The following is a 15,427-nucleotide window of genomic DNA, read 5'->3' as shown; positions in this document are numbered from 1 at the left end:
GCGGGTCTGCAAACCGCCGTGATCGATGGCCGCCTACGCTAACGGACGTCCCCGTCGACCCAGTCCATGGACTTGGACACCGCCTTGCGCCACAGCCGCAGCTGGCGCTCCCGCTCCTCTGCGTCCATCGACGGGCTCCACCTGCGGTCCTCGCCCCAGTTGGCGGAGCACTCGCCGAGGTCCTTCCAGAACCCGACCGCGAGGCCGGCCGCGTAGGCCGCGCCGAGCGCCGTCGTCTCGATCACGCGTGGGCGCACGACGTCGACGCCGAGGATGTCCGCCTGGAACTGCATGAGCGCGTCGTTGGCGACCATCCCGCCGTCGACCTTGAGCTCGGTGAGCGGGACGCCCGCGTCGGCGTTGACGGCGTCGAGCACGTCCCGGGTCTGGAAGGCCGTCGCCTCGAGCGCGGCCCGCGCGATGTGCCCCCTGTTCGCGAAGCGCGTGAGGCCCACGATCGCGCCCCGGGCGTCGGGGCGCCAGTAGGGGGCGAAGAGGCCCGAGAACGCGGGCACGATGTAGACGCCGCCGTTGTCCTCGACGGAGCGGGCGAGCTCCTCGACCTGCGGCGCGGTCTGGATCATCCCGAGGTTGTCCCGCAGCCACTGGACGAGCGATCCAGTCACCGCGATCGAGCCCTCGAGCGCGTAGTGCGGCGGGGCGTCGCCGAGCCGGTACCCCACGGTCGTGAGCAGGCCGTTCTGCGAGTGGACGATCTCCTCGCCGGTGTTGAAGATGAGGAAGCAGCCCGTGCCGTACGTGTTCTTGGCCTCGCCGGTGCCGAAGGCCGCCTGGCCGAACGTGGCCGCCTGCTGGTCGCCGAGGATCCCCGCGACGGGGACCCCGCGCAGCAGCTGCGAGCCGTGCACGGTCCCGTAGACCTCGGACGAGGACCTGATCTCCGGCAGCATGGACGCCGGGACCCCGAACGTGTCGAGGATCTCCTGGTCCCAGGCAAGGGCCTCGAGGTCCATGAACAGCGTGCGGGACGCATTGGTGACGTCCGTGACGTGCACTCCGCCGTCGGTGCCGCCCGTGAGGTTCCAGAGGACCCAGGCGTCGGTGTTGCCGAAGAGGAGGTCGCCCGCCTCGGCCCGGGCGCGGGCGCCCTCGACGTTGTCGAGGATCCACGCGATCTTCGTCCCTGAGAAGTAGGTGGCGAGCGGAAGCCCGGTCTTCTTCGCGAACCGGTCGACGCCGCCGTCGGCCGCGAGATGGTCCACGATGCCCTGGGTCCGCGTGTCCTGCCACACGATCGCGTTGTAGACGGGCTCGCCCGTCGTCCTGTCCCACACCACCGCCGTCTCGCGCTGGTTCGTGATGCCGACGGCGGCGATGTCGTGGCGGGTGAGGTTGGCCTTCGAGAGGGCCTGGCCGATGACCTCGCGCGTGTTGTCCCAGATCTGGCGGGGATCGTGCTCGACCCAGCCCGCCTGCGGGAAGATCTGCCCGTGCTCGAGCTGGCCGGTCGAGACGATTCCGCCCGAGTGGTCGAAGACGATCGCGCGCGTGCTCGTCGTGCCCTGGTCGATCGCGATGACGTACGCGCCCTGAGGCGATTCCTGCTCAGACATTCATGGCTCCTTCGGATGAGTCTGCGGTGGGAGGAAGGACGTGGGACAGAGGTGAGGCTGTGGTGCTAGTGGACGACGGACGCGAGGACGCCCGGCGTCCACAGCGCGACGTGTCCGGCGGCGACGCCGCCGACGGTCGGGCCGACGATCGGTATCCACGAGTATCTCCAGTTGCTCGGCCCTTTGCCCCTGATCGGCAGGATGGCGTGGGCGATGCGGGGACCGAGGTCGCGGGCGGGATTGATCGCATAGCCGGTCGGCCCCCCGAGGGAGACGCCGATGCCGACGACGAGGAGCGCGACGGCGAGCGGCCCGAGGCCCGACGGGGTCCCTCCGAACGAGAGGACGACGAGCACGAGGACGAACGTGCCGATGATCTCGGTGAGCAGGTTCCAGGGCGCCGAGCCGATGGCCGGCCCCGTGGAGAACGTGCCGAGCTTCATGGCCGGGTTCTCTTCGTGGTCGAAGTGCTGCTTGTACGCGAGCCAGCAGACGACGGCGCCGAGGAACGCGCCGGCGACTTCGCCCACGAGGTAGGCCAGAGTCGAGGCGGGGTCGACGGCGACGCCGGGCGCGTACTCGGCCCTTCCGTTGGCGAGCAGGCCGAGGGTCACGGCGGGATTGAGGTGGGCGCCGGACGCCGCGGCGACGTAGACGCCGGAGAACACGGCGATGCCCCACCCCCACGTGATCATGAGGAAGCCGCCGGCGTGGCCCTTGGTGCCCTTGAGCACGACGTTGGCGACGACGCCGCAGCCGAGCAGCGTCAGCATGCTCGTCCCGAGCACTTCGGAGAGGAACACATGTCCTAGAGGCATCTTTGACTCCTTTCGGGGGCGCGTCAGGAGACGAGCTGCTCGACGTCGACGCGGTGGCGTTCGGACAGGGTGGCGAGGGCTCGCCGCACCTCCTGCTGGGTCTGTTCCGCGTCCCAGCCCAGGGTGGGCGCGAGGTGCTCGGCGATCTCGTGGACGAGCTCACCCGTGACGAGGCCGCGGAACGCGAGGGACGTCCTGCGCAGCAGCACGTCCTCGACATGGGCGGCCTGCTCGTGCGTCACCATCCAGGCCAGCTCGCGCACGCTCAGCTCCTGTGTGGTCCGGAGCGGGCTGTCCTCACCGGCGGCGAGATGGGCCATGACCTGCTCCGCCCGCGTGCCGTACCGGGCCAGCAGCGTCCGGGCGCGGGCGGCGTCGACACCCGGCCCGCTGTGCGCGCCCACCCATGCCCGGATCTCCTCGGGGCCGGCAGGGAACCCGTTGCCGCCGCCGATGGGGAGGTCGGCCGTGCCCACGGTGCGGGCACGCCCGAGGAGGCCGAGCACCTCGTCCGCGACCCGCTCGGACAGGGCACGGAAGGTCGTCCACTTGCCGCCGACGAGGCTCAGCATGGGGCTTGTCCCGCCCGGGAGCTTAGCCCTCTCGAGGCGGTAGTCCCGCGACACGAACCCCGGGGCCGTGTCGTCCTGCCGAGGCAGGGGCCGCACTCCGGAGAACGTGTAGACGATGCTGCTGCGGTCCACGGTGAGGCCCGGGAAGACGTGGTGGATGAGGTCGAAGAAGTACTGGACCTCGGCGTCGGTGCACGTGGGTTCGAGGTCGTCCCCCGCGGCGACGTCGGTGGTCCCGACGAGCACGCGGTCGCCGAGGGGGTAGATGAGCACGATCCGGCCGTCGCTGTGCTCGAAGAAGATCTCGCGTCCCGCGCACGCCGCATGCAGCCCGGGATGATCGAGGACGATGTGGGATCCCTTCGTGCCTCCCATGAAGGCGGTGCCGGCGCCGAGCGCGCTGTTGGTGCGGTCCACCCAGGCGCCGGTCGTGTTCACGACGACGTCGGCGTGGAAGGCGAACTCCTCGCTGGTGACCTCGTCCCGCAGGAGGACGGCGCCGTCGGACACGCCGACCGCGCTGACGTAGTTGCTCGCCCTCGCGTGCGGACCGGCGGTCAGGCCGTCGCGCAGGACGTCGAGCGTGAGCCGCTCGGGGTCGTGCACGGACGCGTCGAAGTACGTCGCGGCGTACTTGACGTCCGACCGCAGGGCGGGAAGCTCCGCGAGGGCGCGCTTCCGCCCGACGAAGCGGTGCCGGGGAACGGCTCCGCCGTCCCGGGAGAACGCGTCGTACAGGCTCAGCCCGAGCTTGATGAGCACGGCGCCGCGCTCCTGCGGCCGGCCCGAGCGGTGGGTGAGGAAGCGCAGGGGCGCGCTCAGGATCCCGGAGAACGTCGAGAAGACGGGGATCGTCGTCTCGAGGGGCTTGACGTAGTGCGGCGCGATGCGCAGGAGGCGGTTGCGTTCGGCGACGGACTCCTGGACGAGGCGGAATTCGCCGTTCTCGAGGTAGCGGATGCCGCCGTGGATCATGTGCGACGACGCGCCGGACGCTCCCGCGCAGTAGTCGCCGCGCTCGACGAGGGCGACCTCGACGCCCTGGAGGGCAAGGTCACGGAAGATGCCGACGCCGTTGATGCCTCCGCCGATGACGAGCACACGGGCCCGCGGAGCGGATCGGAGGGCTTCGGCCTGTGCGCGATGGGCGGGGACGGGAAGGTCTGGTGCCACGGTTACTCCTTGCGGGTGGTCGATGCGGGGAGCGCTCGCGATAATTCTTGGAAGAGCTGCACAACAAGATCAACCACTTTGCACAAACGTGCAGGAAGGCAGCCCCATGAGCACGCCCGAGACCGGCCGGGACCCGCAGCAGGGAGCCCTGGCCGCACAGAATCCCGCGACCCGCCGGCACCACGACGCCCTCATGGCGGCCCGGATGTACTACCTCCAGGACCTCACGATGGACAGCATCGCGCGGCAGCTGCGCACCTCGAGGTCCACGGTGTCGCGGCTGCTCTCCTTCGCCCGCGGGGAGGGGCTCGTGCAGATCCAGATCCACAGCCCCGTGGACACGGCGGCCGAGCTCGAGGACGAGGTGTCGGACCGCTTCGGACTCGCGCCCCAGTCCGTCCACGTCGTGCCACAGGTCGAGAACCTCAGCGAGGCCGAGTCGCTCGACAGGGTTGCGCTGTACGCGGCGCGGACCCTCACCTCGCTCGTCGAGTCGCGGAGCGTGATCGGCATCGCGTGGGGATCAACGGTGAGCGCGATGAGCCGCCACCTCGGGCGCAGGCCCACGCACGGGAGCACCGTCGTCCAGCTCAACGGGGCCGCCAACACCCAGACCATGGGCCTCGGCTACGCGAGCGAGATCATGCGCCGCTTCGCCACCGCCTTCGACGCCGCCGTCGAGGAGTTCCCCGTGCCAGCCTTCTTCGACCGCCCGGAGACGAAGGCCTGGATGTGGCGTGAGCGCAGCGTGCGGCGCGTGCTCGAGGTGCAGGCGCGCATGGGCCTCGCTGTCTTCGGCGTGGGCTCCGTGCACGCCGACGTCCCGAGCCACGTCTACTCGAGCGGCTACCTCGACGCGGCGGACCTCGAGTCCCTTGCGGCAGAGGGCGTCGTGGGGGACGTCGCGACCGTGTTCTTCCGCGAGGACGGCTCCTCGGAGGGGATCGGGCTCAACGCCCGAGGCACGGGCCCGGACCTCGCGGCACTCCGGACGGTCCCGCGGCGGCTGTGCGTCGTCTCGGGCCCGTCCAAGGCCGCCGCCCTGCGCGGCGCCCTCAACGCCCGGCTCGCGACGGAGCTCATCGTCGACGAGGCGACGGCCCGCGCCCTCCTGGCCGAGCAGGCCTGAGCGCGCCGGTAGATTGGACCCATGACCCCCATCCCGACGGTGACCTGATGGCGGCGCCAATGGCACAGCCCTTCCTCTCCTCCCAGCTGGAGGAGCGGGAGCGGCGCAGCACGGTGGACGTCCTGGGCGCAGAGACCGCCGTGTTCACCTACGAGCCTGCCCGCCCGCCAGCCGCCGGGGAGCCGCCCACGATCCTCGCGGTGCATGGCTTCCGCGGGACGCACCACGGCCTCCTGCGCGTCGTGGATGCCCTCCCGGGCGTCCGGGTCGTCATGCCAGACCTGCCCGGCTTCGGCGCCTCGGACGTCCTCGCGGAGGGCCGGCACGACATCGCGGGCTACGGCGCGTGGCTCGGCGCCCTCGCGGACGCCCTCGGGCTCGGCCCCGAGACGGTCCTCCTCGGCCACTCCTTCGGCTCGATCGTCACGTCCCACTTCCTCGCGGCGCACCCGGGGCGGTTCACGCGGCTCGTCCTCGTCAACCCGATCTCGGCGCCCGCCCTCGAGGGGCCGCAGGCGATCATGAGCCGGCTCGCCGAGCTCTACTACTGGGCCGCGGCGCGGCTCCCCGAGCGGGCCGGCGCGGCGCTCCTGCGCTCGCCGGCGATCGTGCGCGTCATGAGCGAGACGATGGCCAAGACGCGCGAGCCGGACCTGCGCCGCTTCGTCCACGCCCAGCACGAGGAGCACTTCAGCGAGTTCGCCTCGCGCTCGATGCTCCTCGAGGCGTTCAAGGCCTCCATCTCGCACCACGCCGCCGAGGCCCCGGACGGCCTCGCGCTTCCCGTGCTGCTCATCGCCGGCGACCGCGACGAGGTCGCGCACCTGCCGGACGTCCGCCGGTTCGCGTCGCTCCTGCCGGACGCGCGCCTGACCGTCATCCCCGGCGTCGGGCATCTGATCCACTACGAGACGCCGCAGCCGGCCGCCGCGGCGATCACCGCATTCCTCGAGGAGGCCGCCGCGTGAGGATCCTGATCGACGCGCGCTTCACGCGCACCGACCAGCACGACGGGATCAGCCGCTACGGCGCGAGCCTCATCGAGGCCGTCGCGAAGCGCGCCGACGTCGCGATGCTTGTCAGCGACGAGCGCCAGCTCGCCCTCCTGCCCGCCGTGCCGCACGTCCTGGTCTCGAGCCCGCTCTCCCCCGCCGAGCTGTTCATCGCCGCGCGGGTCAACCGGCTCGCGCCGGACGTCGTCTTCTGCCCCATGCAGACCATGGGCACGTGGGGGCGCCGGTACCCGCTCATCCTCACGCTGCACGACCTCATCTACTACGTGCACCCGCAGCCGCCCGGCTTCCTGCCTGCCCCCGTCCGCCTGCTCTGGCGCCTCTACCACATGGCGTACTGGCCGCAGCGGCTCCTGCTCGACCGCGCGGACGTCGTCGCCACCGTGAGCCACACGACTGAGGCGCTCATGGCCGGCAAGCGGCTCACCCGGCGGCCCGTGCGCATCGTCGGCAACGCCCCGCAGCCGGGCCGCGCTCCGCGGGCGTCCGACGGAGGCGCAGAACGCATGCTCGTCTACATGGGCTCGTTCATGCCGTACAAGAACGTCGAGACGGCCATCGCCGGCATGCGGGACCTCCCCGAGTACGAGCTCCATCTCCTGAGCCGGATCAGCCTCGCCCGCCGCGCCGAGCTCGAGGCGCTCGCCCCCGCCGGGGCTCGGCTCGTGTTCCACAACGGCGTGAGCGAGGCGGAGTACGAGGGGCTTCTGCTGCGCGCGACTGCGCTCGTGAGCCTCTCGCGCTCCGAGGGCTACGGCCTCCCGCTCGTCGAGGCCATGAGCCTCGGCACCCCCGTCATCGCAAGCGACATCCCGATCTTCCGCGAGGTCGGCGGTACCGGGACGGCCCTCGTCGATCCCGACTCCCCCGCCGAGTTCGCCGCCGCGGTGCGCGCCCTCGAGGCGCCCGGGGCGTGGGAGACGGCCTCGCGCGCCGCCCTGGCCCGGGCCGGGGAGTTCAGCTGGGACCGGTCGGCGGAGGCGCTGCTCGCCGCGGCGGAGGACGCGCGGGCGGAGTTCGCCTCCCGCGGCCGACGCCGGCCCGGCTGGCTCGGGCGCCTCGGGCGCGGCGCCGGGGACCGCTGACCGGGCCCGCAACGCGCGGGCCGGTGACGAACGCCTCGTGCTCGTCGCGTCCGGCCCTCGGCCGTCCCGCAGTCCAGTTCCGGCCGCCAAGTGCGCCTAAAGCGTACTTGACGGCGGGAACGGAACTGCCGGAGTCGGACGACACCACGTTGGTGAAGCTCCAGCAGATCACCCTTGCGCAGAGTGGTCGCCGGGCCGGCGCTCTCCCATCTCGACGAACCGATGGGGGTCGTCGAGATGGGCGATCAGGTTCGACGGACTGTAGTCGTCGTCCATCTCGTACCGCCGTAGCGCCGTGGAGGCAATGCGTTCATGGTCCGCCGCACCGATCGGCCTCGGATATGGAGGCAGGACGCACCAGAATCCGGTCTGGGATTCGGTGAGCGGTCCGAGCGGGTTCGGGTGCGTGGACGGGAAGCCCTTGAAGGCGAGCCCGCAGAGGGACTGGAGCCGTTGCGCGATCCACACCAGGGGCACATCGGACAGCGACGGTTCGGGATTGCCTCCCCCCACGTCGCAGTGGGTTCCGAAAAACCAGACCTGCTCCAGATGCTGGTGGCCGCGGGCCTCAGCCTGCTGGCGCCAGAGCGTCGGTTGGAAGGGCTTCCGCTTCTCGTCAATGGAAAGGGCCTGGAAGGCGAAGTCGACTTTGGTGGAGAGGTCGGTGTCGTGGAACTGCCAGCGCCTGTTGGGCTCCGCTCCATGTAGAGCGCATAGGCCTCGTCCAGCCGGTCCGCGTGCTCTGGGCGAAGCCATCCGCAGTTCCGGATGAGGCCCGCTGTGCTGCGGGCCGTGAACGCCCCGCGGCTGAAGCCGATCAGGAAGATCTCGTCGCCGGGTTCGAAGCTCTCGACGATCTTCCTGTACGCCCTGCGGACGTTGCGGGAAAGGCCGAACCCGAAGGCTCCGCCCCGGATCCGGTCCCACCGGCCCGTCCCGACACCTCGAATGTAGAAACGGCGCTGCTCCACGCCCCTCCTGTCATGGCGGGCCAAAGCCCGGAAGAGCTTGACCACGTTCGTGGGGCCCCGACAGCCGTCTGTCATCTGGTCCGGCAGATCCCACGTGCCGTCGCAGCATACGACAATGCGCTTCATGGTCCCCCCAGTCCACTTCCAGCGGAATGCGACGAGCCGCCAACCGTCGGATTCACCTAGCACTCCATCATGAACGGCGCGTCCTGGTAAGGCGTCGCCGAATTCGGCGATCGTGGAGGCAAGTTAGACCCGGGGCCTTTGCTCCGAATCTGTTGTGCACCGGCCTTGCTCCTTACGCTCGCAGTATGGCTGGGGACAGTGGGCGGGCAGGGAATGCAATGACGGCGGAGATCCTGCAGGTGGCGGGATGAGCCACGAGGAAGCACCGACGCCGCCCGCACTGGCCTTTGCCCGAAGCCTGCACGAGGACCTGCTCACCAACAATCGGGACTTGTACGGTCGCGCGCAGATGGTCCTCACCCTGGACGGGCTCATCGCCTCGGCCATCGGAGCGGTGGTGTCCACTTCGCCGGATGAGGTTGCCAGGAGTGCCGCCCTTGCCGGTCCCGTCGTCGGCTCCATCGTCCTGCTCGCTCTCGCGCTGCTTGCTGCCTCGGTGACCTGCGCCCTCATCGCACTCCATGTCCGTCGCGGTTCCAGTCCTCGGCCGGCTTCGGTGGGCGTCGGTCACCTCTGGTCCTGGGCGCGCATCGCGGAGGTCGACCCGGCGGACTTCCAGGACGCGGCCGGCCAGGTGACCGAGGAGCTCGAAACCCAAGTGCGTCTCCACCAGATCACCGTCATGGCGAGGTTCATGCGTGTCAGGGCGAACTGGACCAATCGGGCGTTCGTCGCCGCTGCCGCCAGCTTCGTTCTGCTTGTCCTGGCGAATGCGCTCCATCTGGCAGGGCTTGCATCGACCGGCACGAGCGGCACCTGAGAAGAGCTGATCCCAGGAGAGAATCGCCAGCATCCAGTGGCGCCGACGCCGGATGCGCCCTCAGAGGACGTCGGGGGCGTCGACGCGCAGCTGCACGGGGCCGGCCGTCCGCCGGGCGGCCTGCGAGATCCGCGCGGACCGGAGCCCGCGGGTGACGGCCGCCCCCTCGCCGATGGGGAAGAAGACGAGCGCGCGCGAGTCCCTCTGTGCATCCTGAGCGTCCGGCGCCGGCAGCGGCGCGACGTCGACCGGTCCGACCGTGCGGACCCCCGGAAGGCCCGTGACCCCGGCGGCGGCGGCGAGGAACGCCTCGACGTCGGCGCGCGCTCCCGTCACGGCCGCGACCCGGACCGCCGGCGGCAGGCCGAGCTCGCGCCGCAGGCCGAGCTCGCGTGCGGCGAAGCCGGCCGGGTCCCAGCGGACGAGCGCGTCGACGGCCTCGCTGTCCCCCGCCGTGATCACGGCCCGTCCCCCGTCCCGGACCGGGCGGACGAGGGCCACGGCGTTGAGCCACCGGCGCAGGGCCTCCTCCCCCGCGCGCAGGGACTCCCGCCGGAGCAGGGCCTCGCCGTCGAGCAGGACTGCCGCCGCGTAGCCCGAGGGCGCGACCGGCTCGGCGCCGACGGTCGCGACGACGAGCGCAGGGGCGTCCGGCACCTCGTCCTTGACCGCATCCCCCGAGGACGTCACGACGACGGCGCCGGGGAACGCCCGGCCGAGCTCCTCGGCCGTGCGCAGGGCACCCACGGTGCTGCGGCGCAGGCTGCGGCCCCCGCAGGACCGGCAGGAGAAGTCGAGCTCGGGGATGCCGCACCACCGGCACGCGACGAGCCGCTCGCGCCCCGAGGCCTGCTCGGCGAGGGGGCCCGAGCAGTGCCGGCAGCGGGCGGGCTCGCGGCAGGCCGCGCACGCGAGCGACGGCGCATACCCCGCCCGGGCGACCTGGACGAGGACCGGCCCGCGCGCGAGCGCCTCGCGGGCCAGCTGCCACGCCGCGTGCGGCAGGCGGGCGACGCGGGCGAGCGGATCGCGGGCCGACTCGACGCTGTCCGCGGTGCTCGTGACCCGGGCCAGCTCACGGCGCAGGGTCGGCCGCTCGGCCGCGATCCGCTGCAGCCAGCCGGAGGCGACGAGCCGCTCGGCCTCGGCGGAGACGCTGTGCCCCGCGAGCAGGAGCGCGCACCCGGCCTGCTCGGCGCGCAGGAGGAGCACCTCGCGGGCATGGAAGTACGGGGCGCGGGGCTCGGCGTGGAGGTCGTCGCCGTCGTCCCAGCAGACGATGAGGCCGAGATCCCGCACCGGGCCGAACACGGCGCCGCGCATGCCGACGGCGACCCGCGCCCGGCCGGTGAGGAGCTCGAGGAAGGCGCGCGAGCGCGTGCTCGGGCCGTCCTCGGCCGAGAGGCGGACGACGCGCTCGCCCGGCACGGCGCGCTCGACGGCGGCGTGGACGCGGGCGAGGTCGCGGCGGTCGGGGACGACGACCAGGGCGCCGCGGCCCGAGGCGAGGGCGGCGGCGACCGCGCGGGCCACCGTCGCGGGCCAGCCCGCAGGCCCGTAGCCGTGGACCGCCTGGAGGACGGCGCGGGGGCTGCCGCCCGCGGCAAGGTGGCGCAGGAACGCCGGGCCGTGCCGGAGGGCGGCCCAGCCGGCGTCGTCGCCAGGACCGGCGGTCGGCCCCGGGAGAGCGGCACCCTCTGCATCGGGCGCCTCGGGGCCGGGAGCCGCCCCGTCACCAGCCCCATCCTCGCCCCCGGGGGCGTCGGCGCGGGCGGCCGCGGCGGAGGCGAACTGAGCCTCGACCTTGGCAGCGCGGGGCGGGACCGCGAAGCGCAGCACGTCTCCGAGCGCCCCCGCCCACCGCTCGGCGACGGCGGTGGCGAGCGCCGCGATCTCGGGGGCGAGCACGGGCAGGGGCGAGAGGACGGCGGCGAGGGGCGCGAGCGTCACGCCCGCGTCGGAGGTCTCGCGCCGCTCGAGGAGGAACCCCGCGTGCTCCTGCCCGGCGATGCGCACGCGCACGCGCACGCCCGGGACCGCGGCGGCGTCGAGCTCCACGGTGACGAGGTAGTCGAACGGCCGGTCGAGCTGCGGCAGGGGGGACTCGACGCAGACGCGCGCCACGGGCAGCGACGCGGCGGCCCGCGGGCCCGTCGGAGGCGGCGGCGCCGCGGGGAAGCCGCTCAGCAGCGACGGCTGGACGGGCTCTGCCCCGGAAGGCTGCGCGGGCACGTCAACTCCTTGGCTCACGAGGGCAGTCCATCATGCGCCACCGACAGTCCTAGGCGTCGAAGAAGTCCTTGAGGTCCTGGACCCGGTCGAGGCGCTCCCACGTGAAGTCCGGCTCGTCGCGGCCGAAGTGGCCGTGCGCGGCCGTCTTGGCGTAGATGGGCCGCTTGAGGTCGAGGGCCTCGATGATCGCCTTGGGGCGCAGGTCGAAGATCTCGTTGATCGCGGCGCTGATCCGCAGCGGGTCGACGCTCTCGGTGCCGAAGGTCTCGACGTAGATGCCCACCGGACGCGCCTGGCCGATCGCGTACGCGACCTGGACCTCGGCGCGGCGCGCGAGCCCGGCCCCGACGACGTTCTTGGCGACCCAGCGCATCGCATACGCGGCCGAGCGGTCGACCTTCGACGGGTCCTTGCCCGAGAAGGCCCCGCCGCCGTGGCGCGCGAAGCCGCCATACGTGTCGACGATGATCTTGCGGCCGGTGAGGCCGGCGTCTCCCACCGGGCCCCCGATGATGAAGGCGCCCGCGGGGTTGAGGATGTTGCGCACGTGCTCCGTCTCGAGCTGGCTCGCCTCGAGGACGGGGCGGATGACGTGCTCGGAGAGGTCCGCGCGCAGCGTCGCGAGCTGGGTCCCCTCGGCGTGCTGGCTCGAGATCACGACCGTCTCGACGCTCACGGGGCGGTCGCCGTCGTAGCCGACGGTGACCTGGGTTTTGCCGTCCGGGCGGAGGTACGGGAGCTCGCCGCTCTTGCGCACATCGGTCAGCCGCTCGGAGAGGCGGTGCGCGAGCCAGATCGGCGTCGGCATGTAGCTGGCGGTCTCGTCGGACGCGTAGCCGAACATGAGGCCCTGGTCGCCGGCGCCCTGGAGGTCGTACTCGTCCTCCGAGATGCCCTCGCGGGACTCGAGCGAGTGGAACACGCCCTCGAAGATGTCCGAGGACTGCTGCCCGATCGAGACGGAGACGCCGCAGCGCGCGCCGTCGAAGCCGTTGGCCGAGGAGTCGTAGCCGATGCCGAGGATCGTGTTCCGCACGATCTGCGGGATCTCGACGTAGGCGTCGGTCGTGACCTCGCCGGCGACATGCACGAGGCCCGTCGTGGCCATCGTCTCGACGGCGACCTTGGACTCGGGGTCGACCGCGAGCAGGGCGTCGAGGATCGCGTCGCTGATCTGGTCGCAGATCTTGTCCGGGTGCCCCTCCGTCACGGATTCGGACGTGAAGAGGCGCAGGGCGGTCGAGTCGGAGGCATGGCCGACTGCGGCATGAGGTGCGTGGGTCACTGGTCTACCTTACTGGTTGCGGTGCCGCCTCCCGCGCGGGAGGCGAGCTCCCGCGTCACACGGCGTACGACGGCGTCCGCGACGTCGTCCTTGCTTCCCGCCGCGTGCTCGGGCTCGGACCCGTCGCGTGCGAGGATCGTCACACTGTTCTCGTCGAGCCCGAAAACGCGGTCTGTGCCGACCTCGTTGACGACGAGCAGCTCGCAGCCCTTGCGCGCGAGCTTGGCCTGGGCGTACTCGAGGACGCCCGCGCCGGCGTCCCCCGTCTCGGCGGCGAAGCCGACGATGAGCTGCCCACGCCCCTCGGCGTTGCGGCGCTCGACGAGTTCGGCGAGGATGTCGGGGTTGCGCACGAGGGTGATGACGGGGTCGGCGGCGTTGTCCTGCTTCTTGATCTTGCTCCCGTGCTGCTGGGCGGGCCGGAAGTCGGCGACGGCGGCGGCCATGACGATCGCGTCGGCCGCGGGCGCGTGCTCGTGCATCGCGTCGCGCAGCTCGAGGGCCGTCTCGACGCGGACGGTCTCGGCCCCGGCGGGCGGCTCGACGTCGAGGTGGGCCGCGACGAAGGTCACGCTCGCGCCCGCGCGCAGGGCCGCCGCCGCGATCGCGGCGCCCTGCTTGCCCGAGGAGCGGTTGCCGAGGAAGCGGACGGGGTCGATCGGCTCCCGCGTGCCGCCCGCGGAGACGAGCAGCCGTCGCCCGGCGAGCTGCTCCCCCGCGGCGGCGTCCCCTGCTGTGACTTCACCTCCGGAGGAGGTAGCGCCGTCGTGCGCTGCGCGTGCCACGAGGGCGAGCGCCGCGGCGAAGATCTCCTCGGGCTCCGGGAGGCGCCCCGGGCCGGTGTCGGCGCCCGTGAGGCGCCCGACGGCGGGGTCCAGGACGGTCACGCCGCGCTCGCGCAGGATCGCGATGTTGGCCTGGGTCGCGGGGTGGTGCCACATCTGGGTGTGCATGGCCGGGGCCATGAGCACCGGGCACGTGGCGACGAGGAGGGTGTTCGTGAGCAGGTCGTCGGCGTGGCCGCCGGCTGCGCGCGCGAGCAGGTCCGCGGTCGCGGGGGCGACGACGACGAGCTCGGCCTCGTGCCCGAGCCGGACGTGGTTGACGGTCTCAACCGCCTCGAACACGTCCGTGCGCACGGACCGGCCGGAGAGGGCCTCCCACGTGGCCTTGCCGACGAAGGCGAGGGCGGCCTCCGTGGGGACCGCCGTGACCTCGTGGCCGGCCTCCGTGAAGAGGCGCAGGAGCGAGGCCGCCTTGTAGGCGGCGATCCCGCCGCCCACGCCGAGGACGATGCGCACTCCCCCGCGCTCCTTTCCGCTGCTTCCGCTAGCCCTGGTCGCCCTCGGCCGGTTCCTCGGCGCGGTTGGCGACGAGCAGGCCGTCGTTGATCTCGCGCAGCGCGATGGAGAGCGGCTTCTCGTTCAGACGCGTGTCGACGAGGGGACCGACGTACTCGAAGAGGCCCTCGTGCAGCTGGGCGTAGTAGGCGTTGATCTGGCGGGCGCGCTTGGCGCCGAAGATCACGAGGCCGTACTTGGAGTCGGACTTCGTCAGGAGGTCGTCGATGGGCGGGTTGATGATGCCTTCGGAATTCGCGGACACGGGTTCTCCAATGCTCTGATCAAGTAGACAGGGACCGGCGACGCTAGCGCGTCGACTGGCGGGCGTGCGGGGTCAGCCCCATGAGTGACACAAGCTCGTCCGCTGCCCGCCGGACATCGTCGTTGACGACGGTGAAATCGAACTCCGGCTCGGCAGCGAGTTCTATTTTAGCCGTTTCGAGGCGGCGCTGCTGTTCCTCGGGGCTCTCCGTGCCCCGCCCGACGAGCCTGCGGACCATCTCCTCCCAGCTCGGAGGGGCCAGGAACACGAAGCGCGCCCCGGGCATCGCCTCCTTGACCTGGCGGGCGCCCTGGAGGTCGATCTCGAGCAGGACCCGGCGCCCTTCGGCGATCGCCTCCTCGACAGAGCTGCGCAGGGTCCCGTAGCGGTTCTTCCCGTGGACAACGGCCCACTCGAGGAAGGCGCCCTCGGTGACGAGGCGGTCGAACTCCTCGGCGGTCTTGAAGAAGTAGTGGACGCCGTCGGTCTCGCCCGGGCGCGGCTCGCGCGTGGTCGCCGAGACCGAGAGCCAGACCTCCGGGTAGGTGTCCCGGATGTAGGTCGAGACGGTGCCCTTGCCGACGGCGGTCGGACCCGCGAGGACCGTCAGCCAGCTCTCCTTGGCACGGGCCCTGTCCGGCTCATGGCCTTCGATGTGCTCCACGCTGTCCTTCCGTGTCAGTTCTCGCGCTCATGCGCTCCCAGAAAATCTACCAGCGCGCGCCGCTGGTGGACCCCGAGCCCGCGCAGGCGGCGGCTCGGGGCGATGCCGAGGGCATCGAGGATGGCCAGGGCCCGCACGCTGCCGATCCCGTGCAGGGACTCGAGCATGTCCGTGACCTTGAGCCGGGCCAGGGCCTCGTCCTCGCGCGCCCGCTCGAGCAGCTCGCCCACGGCGAGCGTCCCATGGCGGAGCCCGGACTTGGCCTCGGCCCGCACCGCGCGCGCGGCGGTGGCCTTCGCGAGGGCCTCGGCCCGCTGCTGGGGGGTCAACGGATTCAGGACCACGGCGCTACCTCCGGAG

At 72.1% G+C, this 15,427-nt stretch carries 14 protein-coding genes and 1 pseudogene; 4 read left to right on the top strand and 11 right to left on the bottom strand.

All coding sequences use genetic code 11. The annotated features are described in order from the left end of the window. Nucleotides 1-38: 38 nt before the first annotated feature. The 3 genes from glpK to BV907_RS01585 all read right to left on the bottom strand — a co-directional run bounded on the left by glpK (nucleotide 39) and on the right by BV907_RS01585 (nucleotide 4,137). Complete coding sequence (glpK, locus tag BV907_RS01595) at nucleotides 39-1,574, bottom strand: glycerol kinase GlpK (protein WP_077487885.1); 1,536 nt, start codon at nucleotides 1,572-1,574, stop codon at nucleotides 39-41. A gap of 65 nt (nucleotides 1,575-1,639) precedes the next feature. Beyond that, complete coding sequence (locus BV907_RS01590; protein WP_077487884.1) at nucleotides 1,640-2,392, bottom strand: MIP/aquaporin family protein; 753 nt, start codon at nucleotides 2,390-2,392, stop codon at nucleotides 1,640-1,642. Nucleotides 2,393-2,415: 23 nt separating this feature from the next. After that, nucleotides 2,416-4,137: a glycerol-3-phosphate dehydrogenase/oxidase gene (locus tag BV907_RS01585; protein WP_077487883.1), complete on the bottom strand. Its 1,722-nt coding sequence runs from the start codon at nucleotides 4,135-4,137 to the stop codon at nucleotides 2,416-2,418. A 106-nt stretch (nucleotides 4,138-4,243) separates the two neighbouring features. Here BV907_RS01585 and BV907_RS01580 point away from each other — a divergent pair, with 106 nt between their 5' ends. Genes BV907_RS01580 through BV907_RS01570 form a run of 3 tightly spaced genes read left to right on the top strand, consistent with a single transcriptional unit; the run spans nucleotide 4,244 to nucleotide 7,364 of the window. Continuing rightward, nucleotides 4,244-5,266, top strand: a complete 1,023-nt coding sequence (locus BV907_RS01580; RefSeq protein WP_425441587.1) for a sugar-binding transcriptional regulator — start codon at nucleotides 4,244-4,246, stop codon at nucleotides 5,264-5,266. A 59-nt stretch (nucleotides 5,267-5,325) separates the two neighbouring features. Beyond that, nucleotides 5,326-6,234, top strand: a complete 909-nt coding sequence (locus BV907_RS01575) for an alpha/beta fold hydrolase (RefSeq protein ID WP_245827720.1) — start codon at nucleotides 5,326-5,328, stop codon at nucleotides 6,232-6,234. Next, complete coding sequence (locus tag BV907_RS01570; protein ID WP_077487881.1) at nucleotides 6,231-7,364, top strand: glycosyltransferase family 4 protein; 1,134 nt, start codon at nucleotides 6,231-6,233, stop codon at nucleotides 7,362-7,364. Before BV907_RS01575 ends, BV907_RS01570 begins: the two co-directional genes overlap by 4 nt. 168 nt (nucleotides 7,365-7,532) lie before the next feature. Here the strand turns inward: BV907_RS01570 and BV907_RS19215 are convergent, their stop codons facing one another. Together BV907_RS19215 and BV907_RS19730 are read right to left on the bottom strand one after the other, a co-directional pair. After that, nucleotides 7,533-8,120, bottom strand: a complete 588-nt coding sequence (locus BV907_RS19215; protein ID WP_245827719.1) for a phospholipase effector Tle1 domain-containing protein — start codon at nucleotides 8,118-8,120, stop codon at nucleotides 7,533-7,535. Next, nucleotides 8,115-8,410: pseudogene (locus BV907_RS19730) on the bottom strand (phospholipase effector Tle1 domain-containing protein); the annotation flags it as partial. The pseudogene BV907_RS19730 and the gene BV907_RS19215, both read right to left, overlap by 6 nt. A 298-nt stretch (nucleotides 8,411-8,708) precedes the next feature. On the opposite strand from BV907_RS19730, the gene BV907_RS01560 reads away from it, so the two are divergent. Beyond that, on the top strand, nucleotides 8,709-9,281 hold the full coding sequence (locus BV907_RS01560) for a Pycsar system effector family protein (RefSeq protein WP_077487880.1): 573 nt from the start codon (nucleotides 8,709-8,711) through the stop codon (nucleotides 9,279-9,281). A gap of 60 nt (nucleotides 9,282-9,341) precedes the next feature. On the opposite strand, the gene BV907_RS01555 is transcribed toward BV907_RS01560, so the two are convergent. From BV907_RS01555 to mihF, 6 genes are read right to left on the bottom strand one after another with little or no spacing between them, the layout of a single operon-like run. Continuing rightward, nucleotides 9,342-11,513, bottom strand: coding sequence for a primosomal protein N' family DNA-binding protein (locus tag BV907_RS01555; protein WP_077487879.1), 2,172 nt, complete (start codon nucleotides 11,511-11,513; stop codon nucleotides 9,342-9,344). A gap of 49 nt (nucleotides 11,514-11,562) precedes the next feature. Then, entirely contained in the window at nucleotides 11,563-12,798 is a 1,236-nt protein-coding gene (metK, locus tag BV907_RS01550) for a methionine adenosyltransferase (protein ID WP_077487878.1), read from the bottom strand. Continuing rightward, nucleotides 12,795-14,099, bottom strand: coding sequence for a bifunctional phosphopantothenoylcysteine decarboxylase/phosphopantothenate--cysteine ligase CoaBC (coaBC, locus tag BV907_RS01545; protein WP_077487877.1), 1,305 nt, complete (start codon nucleotides 14,097-14,099; stop codon nucleotides 12,795-12,797). The genes metK and coaBC overlap by 4 nt, the downstream gene beginning before the upstream one ends. A gap of 28 nt (nucleotides 14,100-14,127) precedes the next feature. Beyond that, a complete protein-coding gene (rpoZ, locus tag BV907_RS01540; protein ID WP_077487876.1) occupies nucleotides 14,128-14,403 on the bottom strand; it encodes a DNA-directed RNA polymerase subunit omega in 276 nt (91 codons plus the stop codon). A 43-nt stretch (nucleotides 14,404-14,446) separates the two neighbouring features. Continuing rightward, nucleotides 14,447-15,067 (bottom strand): guanylate kinase, encoded by a 621-nt coding sequence (gene gmk / locus BV907_RS01535; protein ID WP_245827718.1) that lies wholly within the window; start codon nucleotides 15,065-15,067, stop codon nucleotides 14,447-14,449. Nucleotides 15,068-15,081: 14 nt separating this feature from the next. After that, on the bottom strand, nucleotides 15,082-15,411 hold the full coding sequence (mihF, locus tag BV907_RS01530) for an integration host factor, actinobacterial type (protein WP_077487875.1): 330 nt from the start codon (nucleotides 15,409-15,411) through the stop codon (nucleotides 15,082-15,084). Nucleotides 15,412-15,427: the final 16 nt, after the last annotated feature.

This window comes from Sinomonas mesophila (assembly GCF_001999765.1).
GTDB classification, from domain to species: domain Bacteria; phylum Actinomycetota; class Actinomycetes; order Actinomycetales; family Micrococcaceae; genus Sinomonas; species Sinomonas mesophila.
The sequence above is the reverse complement of the archived record's forward strand: the minus strand, read 5'-3'. Positions and strand labels throughout refer to the sequence as shown.